Below are 15,042 nucleotides of genomic sequence, written 5' to 3'. Positions count from 1 at the left end.
AGTGCAGGGTGCAGTCGCTGCCATCGTCTGACATTGGAGCGAAGCGTATTCAGGTTTCCGAGATGTAGTGTAAACGGCCGGCCGAGGTCCCCTGGGTGAGATCTTGATGGTAACCATTGCGATGGTCGCAATGGGCACCATTGAGATCGGAACTACGACGCAGCCGGTTGCCACGCGCGCGGCGTGAGGGCGCGAAGGTCGTCACGGTTCGTCATCCGCGGCAGACGGGTGAGGATATCTTTCATATACGCCATCGGGTCTTTGCCGTGGCGCTGGCACGAGACGATGAGCGAGTACAAGATGGCCGAGCGCTGGCCGGCATCGGGGTGGCCGACGAACAGCCAGTTCTTCTTGCCCACGCACGAGGGCCGGATCGCATTTTCGACCAGGTTATTGTCGAGCCGACTTTCGCCGTGATGCAGATGAGTGATGAGCGGGGCCCACTGGCCGAGCAGGTAATCGCAGGCCTTGCCGAGCGTCGACTTCGGCAGCACGCGCGACCGCGCCCACACGGCGAGCCGCTTCAGACTGGCCGTTGTTCGTGCGAGTCCCTCGGGTTCGCTGCGCGCTTTCGCCCGCTGCGCCGGCGTCAGCTGCTGTTCGTCCCAGGATCGTTCGCGCAGGTACATGCGGCCGATCAACCGCAACGCCGCCTGCGCCACGCGAGGATGCTCCTGCTGCGCCTCGAAGAACCGACGCCGAGCATGCGCCCAACATCCCAACCAGACGACCGCCGGGTGCGACCGCGCATACGCACCATACGCCTCGTAACCGTCGGATTGCATCAGCCCGGCGTAATCGTCGGTCAGCAAGGTAGTCAGTTCGCCATGACGGCGCGACAGTCGCCAATCGAACACGACGTCGCCACCGGGAGCGCTCACCACCCACAGATACCCCTGCGTCGTGCCCCGGCCCTTTTCATCCGGATCGATAAATTTCACCGGGGTTTCGTCGCATTGGACATAATGTCCGCGCAGCAAGTCGGCGAGCATCAGCTTGTAGATCGGTTCCGCCCAGTCGGCCGCGATTCGCACCCAGTCCACCATCGTCTTGCGGTTCAGTTCCGCGCCCCACTGCGCCGACATCTGCTCGATGCGATAGAGCGGAAGGTGGTGCTGGTATTTGGAGATGACGACATACGCCAAGAGGCCCGCCGACGCGTAGCCGCCCGCCACCGGCCGCGGCACCGCCGGTGCGATCACCGGGGCCGCCTCACGATCGGCTTCGCGCCGGAACTTGGGTCGCACGAACTCGCGCTTCACCAGTTTCGGCCCGATGATTTCCACTTCAAAGGTTCGCTCCTCGCTGATCTTTTCAAATGCGTCGGGCGCGGCCTGCACTTCGTCAGGGATCAATTCGACGGTCTCGTGCACCGGCAGCTGGGCAAAGATCTCCGCCGGCATCGGCCGTTTCTCGGACGTCGGTGCCCGGCGCTCGTAATTCACGATCTGGGTTTTCGGCTCGTTCGCTGGCAACTCGGTCAGCCCAAGCTTCGCTTGGGCGGGCGAGGCCATCGCCAGTTTTTCGCTCCGGCTGCCGGCAAACATCTGCCGCTGGAACCACGCCACCTGCGCCTGCAGATCCGCCACTTCCGCTTCGAGCGAAAGGACTTTCGAGTAGAGTTCTTCGGCGGGCGGCATCTGGCTCTATATTATTGTGCTGCAAAAGCATAGACTATACCAAGCGGGCCTAAAGTTCTTTCATACCAAGCTTTTTGGCAACCGTCCTTCAGGTCGATCCCCGCCAGCAGCATCGTCAACGCTTCCGGCGCCAACGACAGCTTCGTGCGATCACTGCCCACCGGCCAGGTGAACCGTCCCTTCTCCAATCGCTTCGCAAACACCCACGGTCCGGTACCGTCAAAATAAAGCATCTTCAGTCGGTCGCGGTCCTTGTTGACGAAGACGAACACCGCACCGCTACGCGGGTTCTCCTGGAGTTTTTCCTCCGCCAGACTCCACAGCCCGTTAAACTGTTTGCGCATGTCCACTGGCTCCACCGCGAGATAAATCCGCAACGCCGACGGGAACGTTAGCATCGGACCAGTTGCAGTAGGCGCGCCACGTCCTCGACCTTGCTGCCGCGGATGATCGTGCCGTCGGCCAGCTGCACCTCGAGTGGCGCCGCCGTGACCCGCGGTAAGGTGAGTTCGGTAAATCCGATCTTCGGCTCCGGCCGCCGGCGTCGGCACTCCTGCACCCACGACACGAACGTCGTATATTTCATGCCCTCTTGTTTCGCGAACGCCTTCTGCGTCAGGCCGCTCGCCTCATACGCACGCACCAGCGTTTCGCGTTCATTGGCTCGCGTGATTCGTCGCCCACGCTCATCCCGTTTCGGCTCCATCAACTCCGTCGCAATGATTCCCATTGCGACATCGTATATGAGATCTCACTTCTCGCCTACGGGGTCCCCGGCCAGCCGCTTACGATGTAGTCTGCGGGCAATCCAGCGGAAAGGGGCCGCCGATTCCCGCCGAAGCGTCGCCGCCACCGCAATCTTCCAAGGTGTCGATGGCGGTGTCACCGCAAGGTCGGCAGATCGGACGGGGTCTGCCTGTTACATGTTACACACCGTGAAGCGAGCGCTGGCATCGGGGCGGTGAGAAGCGGCAGTTCCACCGTCAGGCCGTTACCCGTGAGAAGGTCGGACTGACGGCGAACTCCAGAAAAGGTCGCGGTGACGTTTTAGGAGCGTGGGGTCGGGCGTGAAGCGGTGCGGTAAAGCGATCTGCCGGCCTTCGTAGGGCTGAAAGTTCGCTCGCACGGCCTCGGACGTAAAATGGTCGCGGATAGATTTTGAGAGCACCACGCGCAGGTCCTCGTCCAGGGTGATCAGGTGGCGGTCGAACGCGGCATCCTGGGTTTTCGCGAGGCAGAGGCCGTTGCGCGGATTCAAGCGTTGGGCGCGATCTGCCGACCAGGCGACGATGTGGCTGGCCGAGAGTAGGGTAGGGATCGGCGTGCCGGTGATGCAGCAGCGGTGATGGTAGCTGACGAGAACGGTGCGGCGAAAAAAGTCCTGACCGCGACGCCGCCGGGCCGTGGTTTCCACTTCCGTCGGGCCTTCACGCAGTATCCAACGCTCTTCTTCCTCGGCCGCCAGCGCGGTTCCCAGGAGTGCGGTGAAGCGCTCTTCACTTTCGGTGCCCAGCGTTTCCCAATCCGCCTGAAAAGAACTCCACACTTCGCGGTCTAGCCGGCTCGCCCCTTTGAGCCCGACCCGTCCGCGGCCGGTCACCGCCGGGTCGAACGACGCGAGATTGCACAGCTTCATCGCCAGCGAACTTGGACTGCGGTCCATTTTTGCGGCAGTTGCGACGATCAGGGGATGGCGCGCGTGGAGCTGCCCAAACGTCAGGCGACTATACAAGTTCATGGCGACGATCAGCTCGTCGCGCGTCCAGATGCGGGCCATAGGTTCAATCCATGATGCAATGCGGTGCGATGGTCACGTCGGGAGTCGGCTCGAACGGACCTTACGCAGCAAGTCAGTCCCCTGGGGGAGACGATTGAGCAGTTTGCTCGTCTGACCGACCACGAGCGGCAAGACGGGGTCAGGTTTCCATTTTTTCAGTGGGTGGACTCTGAGATGCCGGCTGGCCCGGCTATCCGGGCGATCGAGCGCGGCGATGAGCTTGCCAGCATCAATCTTCCCTCGCCGAGCATGCCGAGAGCAGGTCGATTGAAAAAAATTAGACCTGACCCGCTCGGATGGGTCATGCGCCAGACCGCGAATGACCTCACCGCTTGCAGCCGGTGGGATCAAGTTCGCCACTGGTGAGGCCTCGAGGACCTCAAGGCCGCTTTGCGGGCAGAGCCTCGGCGCTTGAAGCGGAGGTCGAGGCGGAGGAAGGTGTACCCGAAGTCCCGGCGAAGATTGCCAATCCGATTCCAATGAGGGTCGCGGCGATCCCGACGCGAAAAAATACCTTTTGCTCAGTTAAAAGGACCAGCGAGCAAAGGACGATGGCGATGTGGAGCGCAATTTCCGCATACTCATAAAAGTGATGCCGATGGGCGGCAGATTGGGCGGCGACGCGGTCCGCCTCGGCGCCATCAAGGATCTGCTTGTTCTCAATCTCGTACTCACTGTTCTTCGTCAAAAAACGAGCTTTGTTCGCCTCGAGGATTTTTCGTTGGGCGCCCGTGGCGGGACCGGCGAGTTCGAACTCAATCCGCTTGAGTTCAAGTTCGTTGGCGTAGGAGCGTTGGCGCTTCGATTGGTACCAGGCGAAGCCGTTCGAGGCCTTTACTTCCTTCACGATCATCTCGTTGGCCTGCTGTTTGGCCAAGGCGCCGATGACCGCCATGACGACGGCGATGATCGCAATGAAAACGCCGATGCGTTTATGCTCAGGTTTGTCGGAATGGGAGTGGGAGCCGTGGCCGGACATAGCCGGCGAGCGTTAGGACTGCTCACCGCCTGCCAAGCCGAAACCGAAAACCGGGGCCGCGCCTGTCCGCGGATGTTCCCATCGCCGCAGCATCGCTGGACGATGGCCTGACCCTGTATGATTGGCCGATTTCTCTGGAAAAAACAGGAAACGAGAGGGCGGACTATGGCTCGCGGGAAGTGACCTTGGTTTTGAGAAGGTCGATGGGGGCGTCGTTGGACTGGCGGGGGCCGGGAGTGCTGCGGCCCTCGGCGACGTAACGCTCGAGAAGCGCGGTGAGGCGAGCGACGACGGCAGGGTTGGCGGCGGCGAGGTTACGGGATTCGGCGGGATCGCCGGCGAGATCGTAGAGTTGAACTTCCGGGAGACCGGCGGCGCGCGCGGCGGCATCGCCGGGTTTGCCCCAGCCGCCGGAGCCGGGACCGAGTACAAGTTTCCACGGGCCCTGACGGATCGAAAATTTCCCTTCGATTGAGTGGTGCACGATGGCTTCGCGCAGCGGGGCACGCGGGACGCCCCGGAGCGCGGGCAAAAAGCTCTCGCTGTCCTCGCCGGCAGTGGCCGGGAGTTTCGACCCGAGGAGTTCGGCGCAGGTGGCGAGGAGATCGGTGTGACAGATGACCTGTGCGCTCGTGGTGCCGACGGCGATACGGCCGGGCCAGCGGACGAAGAACGGGACGCGGTGGCCGCCGTCCCAGATGTCGGACTTGTAACCGCGGAGGTGGGCGCTGGCGAAGTGGCCCTGGGCTTCGAGGCCGGGGGTGTCGGCTTGGGGGGAGCAGCCGTTGTCGGCGGTGAAAATGACGAGGGTGTTGGCGGCGAGATCGTGTTCGTCGAGGGCGGCGAGAATTTTTCCAACGACGGCGTCGGTCTGCATCATAAAATCACCGTAGGCCCCGAGGCCGCTTTTGCCCTGCCACTCGGGCGTTGGGAGAATCGGGGTGTGCGGCGACGTGAGGGGCACGTAGAGGAAAAACGGTTTCCCGGCCTTCGCCGCAGCAGCGTGATCGGCGACGTAGGCGACGGCCTGACGTTCGAGCCGCGGGAGCATTTGGATGGGAGGGAGATTTTCGACGACGCGCTCGTTTTCGATCAGGCCGGACATCGTGCGGGCGTTGGAGCAGCCCCAGAAATAATCGAAGCCGCGCGTGATCGGGCCATCGATGATGCGCGAGCCGACGGGCAGGCCGGCGTCACCCATCTTGGATTTGTTTTTCTTCGCGGCGGTGGTGGCGGGTGCCGTCGCGGCGGGACGTTCGGAGAGGAAGCCGAGGTGCCATTTCCCGATCGCGGCGGTGGCGTAGCCCTGCTGCCGGAGGAACGCCGGCACGGTGAGCCGGCCCTCGGCGATAAGCGGCGGATCGTCGGTGCCATCGAGCACGCCGCGTTGCAGGCGGGTGCGCCACGCATAGCGGCCGGTGAGCAGGCCGTAGCGCGTGGGCGTGCAGACGGAGGAGCCGCTGTGGGCGTCGGTAAACGTCATTCCCTGCGCGGCGAGGCGGTCGAGGTGCGGCGTCTTGATTTTGCCGCGCGTGGGATTGAGTGCCTGGACGTCGCCGTAGCCGAGATCGTCGGCGAGAATGTAGACGATGTTGGGCTTCGCCGAGGTGGCGGCATCGACGCGAGGCGAGGTCGCGCCGAGGAGGAGGCCGAGAAGAGCGAGGCGGAGTGACATGGACGGCGGTGGGGGCGGGTGACTTAAAAGCTTCCCTTGACGCCGACGGTCCATAGCGAACCGAAGTCCTGGCGGCTGCGGAACTGGGCGTGGGCTGGGGTGGCGGGGCCGGTGATTTCGACGTCCTCGGTGGCGTCGTTGACGTTGCGGAGGTTGGCGAAAAGCGCGAGGCCGCGCCGGATGAAGTATTCGCCTTGGAGGTCGAGGTTCAGCTTTTTGCCCAACCACGTATAGCTCTGCGGATCGGAGGCCAAGCCTGCGCCGTCGCGCTGGCGGCCGCGATAGTTCCAGTTGGCGCGGACGTTGAATTTCTGCCGCGTCAGGCTCACGCCCCAGCTGTAGACGCGCGGCACGTAGCCCGCGAAATTCTCCGCCGCCTCGCCGGTTACGCGCTGGGCGCTGGCGTTGGCGAAGACCTGCACGCCCCGCGCCCAGTGTGGAAGTCGGGTCAGCGCCTGCTTGTAGCTGAAATCGACTCCGCTGGTTTTCACCGTGCCGGGGATGTTGCGCTGGGTCGCGACATCGTAGCCGCCGTAAACGGACGGATCGATGCCGTAGAGATCGAAGAAGTCCGTCGGAGCGCGGAACGTCACGGCTTCGAAGAAATTCTCATAGTCGCGGCGGAAGCCGCCGATCGAAACCTGGCCCACACCCTGGAAATAATACTCAAGGCGCGCGTTTACGGTGCGCGCAGTCCACGCCTTGATGCCAGCGTTGTTGACGACGATGCGGTTGGTGTTGCTGGCGGGGCTTTCGGTGTCGGGCAGCGTGATGCCGCCGGCGTATTGGTTGAGATTGGGGCGGCCGACGGATTGGTAAACCGCCACGCGGGCCACGAGGTTCTCGCGCACATTGTAGCTCGCGTTGAGGCTCGGGAAAAAACGGAGGTATTCCTTCTCGGTGCGCGCGCCGCGCTCGAGAAAGGTGAGCCGCGACACGGCGAGCGCATCGGTGGCGATGGGGACGGTCACGCGGCGATTGGGATCGGCGGGCGTGGGACTGGCGATTGTGATGATGCGACCGGAGGCGTCGCGCTGGAAATTGCGGGTCGGGTCGTTGAGCGGACCGTCGGCGGAGACATCGGTTTGCTCGGCGCGGACGCCGCCGATGAGTTTCAGGCGGCGCTGGAGCAGTTCGACGTCGCCGCGGATATAGACGGAGGAGACCGTTTCCGCCGCGAACTTGGAGGCGGTGACGATGGAGCGATACTCGCTGTTCGCATTGGGAACGAAGTGCGTAGGATTGGCGCGGTAGGATTCGAGCACGGCTTCGTTGCTCACCCACTCGATGCGTGGAAAGCCGAACGGCGCGACGCGGGTGGCGGCGCCGGCGTCGAGGAAGGGCAGCGCCGCGTCGTCGCCGCCCGCGAGCGTCGTGCTTGGCCGGCCGTCGCGGCCGACATACGAGTAGGACGACGTGAATCCCTGCAGATCGCGATCGGAGCGGCGGACGTCGAGTCCGGTCCGGAGTGTGACGGGCACGCGCCAGTCGAAGGCCCGGCGGAGGCGGGCGAAGGCGGTGCGCTGCGTGTCGCTGTTGTGCTGCTCGCTGCCGGTGGTGGAGAGGAGTGCGTAGTTAGAAAGCTTGTACGGGTCGACGGGTGTGGCGGCCGCGCCCTCGGTGACGGTGAGGGTGTTCGGGCGGAGATAGAAGATGTCGGCGAACGAGACGGTCACCCCGGTGCGCTGGGCGTTCGTGTTGTTGAAGAGCCCGCGGTCCATGTTGCGAAGCGTGTGGGTGGCGCGCGAATACCCGAGGCCGACTTCACCCTGCCAGAGCGGGCCGGTGTGGCGCCACGTGAGCGTGGGCATGACGGTGCGGTTGTCGCGGGTCTGGCCGACGTTCGCGAGCACGAGCGTGCCGGAGCCGGTGCGGCCGCGGGTGGAAAACGGCGTGAATCCGCCGACATCGGTCGCGCCGACATTGAAGGTGAGCGTGCGGCTCATGTTAGCGAAGGCCGTTGAGCTGAATTGAAACGAGAAGGTGAGCCGGTCCGAGGGGCCGAGGCGGGCGTCGAGCGTGGTGCTGAAGGAATTGCGCGTACTGTCTTTTGTGTTGTCGCGCACGGCGGTGGACGAGAGATACGGCCGGTCCGGGGTCGTATGGGGAAACGTGGTGCCGTTGGTATCGGCGCTCGCCCCGCGCCAGGTGTTCTGGATGAAATCCTGGTTGAGGTAGTTGGTCGAGGTGCCGGCGGAGATCGTGAATCCGAAATTCTTGTTCACCGGCTTGAGGTAGGTGAAATCGAAACCGGGATGGACCTTGCGGGTCGCGGCGCGCTGGGGGCCCGGGGTCTGGTGGAAGTGCCGCGCGTTGTCGCGCATGAGGAGATAGAGGTTCCAGTCCACGACGGGCTTCGCGCGCTCAAATGAGCTGCGCGGGACCATGTTCACGGACCCGGCGAGCGCGGAACCCGGGCTCTCGGGCGTGGGTGAAAACACGACCTCGACGCGCGCGAGATTGTTGATCGAGAGCATGTCGAGCGAGACGTTGCGGGCGGTGCCGCCACCGGGATTGGCCGAGGCGACGCTGAAGCCGTCGATGGTGACGGGCACGTAATCGGGCGACACGCCGTTGAGCGAGACGCCGCGGGCAAAGCCGCCGACGTTGTCCACCGAGACGCCGGGCATGAACTTGATGAACTCGGCGACATTGCCCTCGGGCACGAAGCCGAGTTCGTCGGTGGCCACGACGTTCCGCAGGTTCGGCGCGAAGCGTTGCTCGTTGATGGCGATGGCGGCACCGCTCATCTCCTTCGAGGTGGCGACGGTGAAGGCGTCGAGTTTCACGACTTCGCCGCGGGCGTTGGGCGGCGCGGTGGCGCCGAGCGTGACGTTGAACTGGGTCGTCTGCGCGGCGGCGACTGCGATGGATTCGATCTTCGGCGCGAAGCCGGTATAGAAAAATATCACGCGCGCGGTGCCCACGGGCACGGCGGTGAGACGGAAAACGCCGTCGGCATCGGTGAGCGTTTCCTGGGCGGTGTTTTCCACCGTGACGCGCACGCGCTCGAGGTAGCTGTTGCTCGACGCGCTGAACACGCGGCCTTCGATGGCACCGGTGAGTGACACGCTAGCGGCGGCTGAAAGGGCGGGACCGGACGCGAGGGTGAGGGCGAGCCAGCCGGCGAGATTACACAAGGGGTGTTTGCGTTTCATCGGGGTTAAAGGAGCGAACGAAGAAGCGGGTGACTGAGAAAAGCCGGCGGGAGCTTCGGGGTGTCCGCCGCCAGGGCACCGAAAGGAGGAAGCGGCACTAAGTTAAGCTCAAAAACTGACGCGGACGGAGGCTCGGAACGACAACGGCGGGCCGGAGCGATTGCCGTTAAACGCGGCCACGTTGGCCCAGTAGTATTCGTCGAGCAGGGCGTTCGGACGGGGTCTGCCTGTTACTTGTTACTGCGAAGCCCGGCTCGCGGTGTAGGTGTTGTACCGTGCAGGGGCCGCGCGAACAGCGGTCAGCAGGGCGAGGGTGCCCGACGTCGATCATGACGACCAGACGCCGTCCGCTCGGGGCTCCGTGAGGAAGGTTCCGCCGGTGCGGATTTCGATTTCGGAAAGCGGAGGGGAGAATTCCCACACCGTACCGCGAACTGGCGGAGTAGCGGGAGCATCCTGCTCCAGCGGTTCGGAGAGGGAGCTGGAAGCTCCCTCTACTTTGCGATCAGCGGTCGTAGCGGGAGCATCCTGCTCCCGTTTTCCGAAAAGGTGTTGGAGGGAATGCCGGCCCGCCTCAGAGGCGCGTCGTGACGCTGAAGCTCCAAGTCGTGGGCTCGGCGTAACGGTAGACGAAGTTCGGGCGGCGGAACGTGGTGTTGAAGGACGTAGCACTGGTAATCCGATAGCGGCTGTCGCCGTTCATGATGTCGTAGATATTATTCACCCCGAGCCGGAAGCTCGACTGGTACTTCTGCAGAATTCGGCGTTCGTAGATCAGGTAGCCGTTCAGCGGGAAGGAGGCGCCCGCGCGGTACGGCGTGCCTTCGAAAATATAGACGTTATAGTCAGGCGTGAAAATGCCGTTGAGCCCGAAGCGCAGACCGCGCACGCGCGGCACCTGGTAGTCGACCACGAAGCTGCCGGTGTAAGGCACGCTGCGGCGGCCGGCGACTTCGTCGGTGAGCGTATTCGAACCGAGCACGTTGCGCGCGTTGTTGAGGACGGCGGGCAACTCCGCCATCGTGCGGTCGCCGCCGGGCGCGTTGGCAGCCGTGGTGCGTTCCTCCGCGGCCTGAAGGTAGGCGCGAAACTGGGAGAAGTCAGCCTGGGCGCGGACGCGGTTCTTCGAAAAACCGATGCGGGACTGCAGGCCGAGCCAACGCTGGCTCTGCAGCGTCATCTCGATCCCGCGGGACTGCTCGTTGGAGTTCACCGTGCGGCGCTCGTTGTTGAGTCCGTTCACGACCTCGATGTACTTCGCATCGCCGGGCAGGACATTGTTCGGGTTGATGAGATCCTCGAGTTGCGTGAGGTTGAGGACGTCGGGCTGCCAGGCGTAGGCCGCATTGACGCGCTTGGTGTCGTAGGCCGACACCGTATAGGTGAGCTTGCGCCGGAAGAGCTCGAAGCGCAGGCCGACTTCCTTCGTTTTGCCCCGGACCGGCCCGATGTCGGGCCCGAAGAAGACCTGGCGCGACTGCCAGTTGAACGACTCGGAGTTCGAGCCGATGACATACACGCGCGCCAGCTCGGCCCGCCACGCCTCGATGGTGATACCCGCCATCTTGCTCTGCGCGGAGAGATCGAAACGCGGATCGTATTCGTAGGCGCCGGGATTGTCCTCGGGCATGCCGGGATGGATGAAGTTGCCGCGCGCGTCGGTCACGAACGTCGACTCCTTCGGGATCTTGCGCTTGAGGCTGTTCCAGCTCACGCCCAGCAGCGTGTTCACGCGGCCGTTGAGATAATCGCCCGAGAGCGACGCCGTCTGCGTGCGCGCGTAGCGGATATCGACGAACGGCCCCGTGATGGTCGCGCTCTCATAGAACCCCGGCTTGAAGGTCGGGGTGACCGGCAGGTTGGGGATGAGGAATTGATCGAAGAACTGCGTGGTGCCGAAGGCCGGATCGTCGAGGTAGGCCCGCAGGCGGATGCCGTTGTTCGCCGCCAGGCCGGGAGCGGCGAGGTTGGTGAGACCGGTGCGGCGCGAGAGCTTCAGATCCTTCTGGTGAAGCGCCGTGACGACGAGGAGCTGTTTGCCAAAGCGGCCGAAGTCGAAGGGATACACCGCGGCGACGCGGCCGGCCTTCACCACGTTGCCGAAGATCTTGAACGCGGCGCCGCCGATCGACTCCTCGATGTACGGCCGGCCGGTGCTGTCCACGCTGAGGACGGGCGGAGTCTGGCTCGTGCCGAAAGAATTGTCGTTTCGGTCCTCGTGCTGGAATTGCTGGTTGTAGGCGAACTCGAGGTAGAGTTTGCCGATGCGCTGTTCCACCGTGGCGTTGGCGACATTGAAGATGCGGTTGTTGTAATCGACCGAACCCAGCACGTTCGTGTATTGATCGAAACCGGTGAAGTTCTTGTAGGTCCCGTTGGGCAGGCGCACCGCCTGCGTCTGGCCCTGGAGGAGCGAGACCTGATTGCCGGAAGGACCGCTGCGATCGATCGCGAGGGGAGGATTGTTGGCGGTGCGATTGAGGATCTCGCCGTCGGACGTGTAGTACCACTGGTTGTTGCTGCTGAAGCCGCGGCCGGCGGCGGCGACGTCGTTGATGGCGAGCGCGCTGTCGGCGCGCACGCGGTGGGTGGCCCCGCGCTCTGCCTCGACGCGGATCGTCGTGGTCTTGAACGGCTCGTACGTGAAGGCGATGTGCCCCGCGCGGAAGACGTCGTTGGTGTTCTTGACGTAGGTCTTGTTGCGCCGGTTCACCAGGTTCACGCGGACGAAAAGCTTGTCGTTCAACTTGCGGTTCACATCCAGCTGGAAGCGGAAGGCCTCGTAGGAGCCGACGCTCGCGAAGAACTCCGTGGCGTTGCGCGAGCGCGCGCGCTTGGTGTAGATCGTGGCCTGCCCGCCGGGCGAGGAGTCGCCGAACATCAGTGAGTTCGAGCCCTTGGCGAAGTCGTACCGCTCGACGTTGTAGGAGTCCGACGGCACATACCACGTGAAGAAATTGCGCGACATGCCGCCGGTGCTGAGGCCGCGGTAGTTGATGCGGTCGTCGTTGCGGGTCTCGAGCCGGGGCGAAACGTCGACGCCGGCCACGAAGGCCGCGGCATCCTCCATGCTGAACAGGGCGAGATCGTGCATGAACTCGGACGTGATCACATCGACGTTCACCGGGACCTTGATCAGTTCCTGATTGGTGCGGCTGCCGATGAGCGTGGTCGTGGCCTGCCAGGATTTGTCGTCGGCGTCGGAGACCGTGAACGGAGAAAGCGCGATCACTTCATCCGCGGCGGCGGGAGGAGTCGGGGCTGGGGCGGCGAGGGCATGGCCGGCCGCGAGGATGGCGGACACGGACGCGACGAGAATGCGCAAGGAGGTCATGTGAACCGGGGTTTGGCGTGGGTAGAGGGTCAAAACCGAACAGCAGAGCTTCAGTACGGTGCGATCCACGGTCGGGGTCAACGTTGCCCCTTGCCGGCGTCATGGAGTCCGGGGCGGAAACGCGGACGTCACCATGAAGGGCCTTGTGCGATGACGCTCCTGCGCGGAAGCAGTCCGGTGACCGTGAGAGGCTTACGGCGCAGTGCGGTGAGCGCCCGAGCCGCGGAGACCGCCGGCACAAGCGCGGTGACACTCGCCACTCGCCCGGTAACGACCGGCACGGCCGCCGTTACGACCGACACTCCCGCTGCAACGACCGACCTGGGCCTTGTGACGGCCGACACAGCCGCTGCAACGAACGACACGGACGCTGCGACGACCGACACAGGCGTTGCGACGGCCGGCACGGGGGCTGCAACGGTCGACACGAGCGCTGCGACGGCCGACGCGGGCCTTGTGACGACCGCCCCGGGCATTGCGAGGGGCGGCACTTTCGTTGTGACGAACGGCGCGACCGCGAAGACGTTCGCCGCGGAGGCAATGAGGCTCGGCCGACCCGTTGCAACGAACGCCACGATGCCTGCAACGAATGCCCCGACGCCTGCGACGCGCGCCCCAGTGGCGGCGAAGTTCACCCCGCACCGAACGGCAACCGGGAAGGACCTCATACCAATCGCTCTTTGCTTTTGGACTTTAGCCGTGGCTACGAGCGATCCAGAAGTCCAAAAGCAAGCAGCGATTGGAATCAGCCGGATGCGTGCAGTTGAAGGGTGAACGTTGAAAGATCCAGAAGCAGACCGGTGCATGGTGCATTCAGCACATCCACTGAAAGTTGAGGGCTGAGCGTTAAGAGACCGGACGGTTTGGCACTCCACTCTCAACCTTCAGCTCTCAACTCAGTTTGCTTTCACCTTTCACCTTTCAACTAAATGAATGGTTCCGTCTCAGAGCCGAATCCGCACCCCTACGGCTTCGCCCACGCGGGCGTGCCGAACCAGTCGTGCATCTCCTTGGCGAACGGTGCGACGACGTCGCGGGGCTCGGGGATGTGGCCGCGATCGCCGGTTTCAACCATCCAGGTATCCAGGGCGGCGCTGAGCCGGGCGTGGGCCGCGCGGTGCTCGGGTTCCGTGGAGAGCATCAGGTTCTTGATCTCATGCGGATCGGTCCGGAGATCATAGAGCTCCTCTGAGGGGCCGGTGCGCTGCATCAGTTCCAAGGGCGGGCCGGTGAGCTTGCCCTCGGCGAGGAGCTGGCGCATGAGCGGGTAAATCGGGAAGCACTTTTCCTTGTAGCGATTGAGGGAGGCGAAGGTGGGGCCGGTGCTGAGCGTGCGGATATAGTGATAGCGCGCGTCGTGCACGGAGCGGATGCGCTGCTCCGTCTCGTCGATGCGATCGCGCGCCGCGAACGCATAGCGGCGCGGCGGCGCGGTGCGCTCGCCGAGGAGACTGTGGCTTTGCATCAGCATCGGCCGGGGCTCCCCGGCGGCTGCAAGGGTGGTGGCGGTGAGATCGAGGAGGCTGACGATTTCGTCGTTCACCGTGCCCGGAGCGTAGCGGCTCGGGGCGGGAAAATTCTTCGGCCAGCGAATGATGAGCGGCACGCGCAGGCCGCTGTCGTAACACCAGTGAATGCCGCGGGGTTCGAGCCGCCCGTTGTCGCCGAAGAAAATGATCACGGTGTCATCCTCGCGGCCCTCGGCCCGCAGCTTGTCGAGCACGACGCCGAAGCGTTGGTCCATGCCGGAAACGGAATTCAGGTAACGGGCCCATTCCTCGCGCACCACCGGGTGATCGGGATAATACGGCGGCGGGGTGACGTTCTGCGGCGTGGCGATTTTCTCGTGCCCGCGCTCGCCGACCCATTCCGGGTGCGGGTGCTTCCACGTCTGGCGATCGTAGATGTCGTACTCGGATTCCATCGCGTTGACGACGGCGAAGAACGGACGATCCGTCGGCAGCGTCGACCAATCGCTGGAATTGTCGTGATAGATCGGACCTTCGTTGACGAAGTTCAGATCGAGCTTGCCGGTGCCAATCTCTTTTCCGTCAAGGGTCTTGAGGTTCGCGGTGAAATACCCCGCATCACGCAGGCGGTGGGTGACCGGCCGCACGCCCTCGGGCAGACGGTACGCATCGCTGCGATGCGAGCGCATGGGGTGCGTGTCGGTGCTGGTCTGATACATCCCCGTGAAGAACGCGGAGCGGCTGGGCGCGCACGTGGGATTGGTGGCGATGACATGCGTGTAACGCACGCCCTCGGCGGCGAGCCGGTCGAGGTGGGGCGTGCGGACGTTCTGCGCCCCATAGCAGCCGAGGTCGTGGGCGAGATTCTCACCGGCGAGCCAGAGGATGTTGGGTCGATTGGCCGCGGCGCCGGCGCTGACGCAACCGGCCAGGGCGACGATCAAGGCGAGGGGAAGTCGGAGTGTTTTCATCCAAATTTTTTTCGCGTCGGCAAAGAGCGCATTCCTTTC

9 protein-coding genes are annotated in these 15,042 nt (G+C 64.0%); all 9 read right to left on the bottom strand.

From position 1 onward, the window contains the following. Positions 1-152: 152 nt before the first annotated feature. The 9 genes from tnpC to ACLJEU_RS17720 all read right to left on the bottom strand — a co-directional run bounded on the left by tnpC (position 153) and on the right by ACLJEU_RS17720 (position 15,003). A complete protein-coding gene (gene tnpC, locus ACLJEU_RS17760; protein WP_414660171.1) occupies positions 153-1,640 on the bottom strand; it encodes an IS66 family transposase in 1,488 nt (495 codons plus the stop codon). 11 nt (positions 1,641-1,651) lie between these two features. Continuing rightward, positions 1,652-2,038: an IS66 family insertion sequence element accessory protein TnpB gene (tnpB, locus tag ACLJEU_RS17755; RefSeq protein WP_414660172.1), complete on the bottom strand. Its 387-nt coding sequence runs from the start codon at positions 2,036-2,038 to the stop codon at positions 1,652-1,654. Then, a complete protein-coding gene (gene tnpA / locus ACLJEU_RS17750) occupies positions 2,032-2,370 on the bottom strand; it encodes an IS66 family insertion sequence element accessory protein TnpA (protein ID WP_414660173.1) in 339 nt (112 codons plus the stop codon). Before tnpA ends, tnpB begins: the two co-directional genes overlap by 7 nt. 261 nt (positions 2,371-2,631) lie before the next feature. After that, on the bottom strand, positions 2,632-3,417 hold the full coding sequence (locus tag ACLJEU_RS17745; protein WP_414660174.1) for an HNH endonuclease: 786 nt from the start codon (positions 3,415-3,417) through the stop codon (positions 2,632-2,634). Positions 3,418-3,796: 379 nt separating this feature from the next. Continuing rightward, positions 3,797-4,396: a DUF4337 domain-containing protein gene (locus ACLJEU_RS17740; RefSeq protein ID WP_414660175.1), complete on the bottom strand. Its 600-nt coding sequence runs from the start codon at positions 4,394-4,396 to the stop codon at positions 3,797-3,799. Between the two features lie 163 nt (positions 4,397-4,559). Further along, positions 4,560-6,071, bottom strand: coding sequence for a sulfatase family protein (locus ACLJEU_RS17735; RefSeq protein ID WP_414660176.1), 1,512 nt, complete (start codon positions 6,069-6,071; stop codon positions 4,560-4,562). A gap of 23 nt (positions 6,072-6,094) precedes the next feature. Further along, positions 6,095-9,229 (bottom strand): TonB-dependent receptor, encoded by a 3,135-nt coding sequence (locus ACLJEU_RS17730; protein ID WP_414660177.1) that lies wholly within the window; start codon positions 9,227-9,229, stop codon positions 6,095-6,097. Between the two features lie 574 nt (positions 9,230-9,803). Then, positions 9,804-12,563, bottom strand: a complete 2,760-nt coding sequence (locus ACLJEU_RS17725) for a TonB-dependent receptor plug domain-containing protein (protein WP_414660178.1) — start codon at positions 12,561-12,563, stop codon at positions 9,804-9,806. Between the two features lie 964 nt (positions 12,564-13,527). Continuing rightward, entirely contained in the window at positions 13,528-15,003 is a 1,476-nt protein-coding gene (locus tag ACLJEU_RS17720; RefSeq protein ID WP_414660179.1) for a sulfatase family protein, read from the bottom strand. Positions 15,004-15,042: the final 39 nt, after the last annotated feature.

This window comes from Terrisphaera buseokensis (assembly GCF_047521145.2).
GTDB lineage: Bacteria > Verrucomicrobiota > Verrucomicrobiia > Opitutales > Opitutaceae > ER46.
The sequence above is the reverse complement of the archived record's forward strand: the minus strand, read 5'-3'. Positions and strand labels throughout refer to the sequence as shown.

What these genes read in the sequence shown, in the direction of transcription:
- tnpB (WP_414660172.1), bottom strand. Translation starts at nt 2,038, where the DNA reads ATGCTAACGTTCCCGTCGGCGTTGCGGATTTATCTCGCGGTGGAGCCA.
- tnpC (WP_414660171.1), bottom strand. Translation starts at nt 1,640, where the DNA reads ATGCCGCCCGCCGAAGAACTCTACTCGAAAGTCCTTTCGCTCGAAGCG.
- ACLJEU_RS17720 (WP_414660179.1), bottom strand. Translation starts at nt 15,003, where the DNA reads ATGAAAACACTCCGACTTCCCCTCGCCTTGATCGTCGCCCTGGCCGGT.
- ACLJEU_RS17725 (WP_414660178.1), bottom strand. Translation starts at nt 12,563, where the DNA reads ATGACCTCCTTGCGCATTCTCGTCGCGTCCGTGTCCGCCATCCTCGCG.
- ACLJEU_RS17730 (WP_414660177.1), bottom strand. Translation starts at nt 9,229, where the DNA reads ATGAAACGCAAACACCCCTTGTGTAATCTCGCCGGCTGGCTCGCCCTC.
- tnpA (WP_414660173.1), bottom strand. Translation starts at nt 2,370, where the DNA reads ATGGGAATCATTGCGACGGAGTTGATGGAGCCGAAACGGGATGAGCGT.
- ACLJEU_RS17745 (WP_414660174.1), bottom strand. Translation starts at nt 3,417, where the DNA reads ATGGCCCGCATCTGGACGCGCGACGAGCTGATCGTCGCCATGAACTTG.
- ACLJEU_RS17740 (WP_414660175.1), bottom strand. Translation starts at nt 4,396, where the DNA reads ATGTCCGGCCACGGCTCCCACTCCCATTCCGACAAACCTGAGCATAAA.
- ACLJEU_RS17735 (WP_414660176.1), bottom strand. Translation starts at nt 6,071, where the DNA reads ATGTCACTCCGCCTCGCTCTTCTCGGCCTCCTCCTCGGCGCGACCTCG.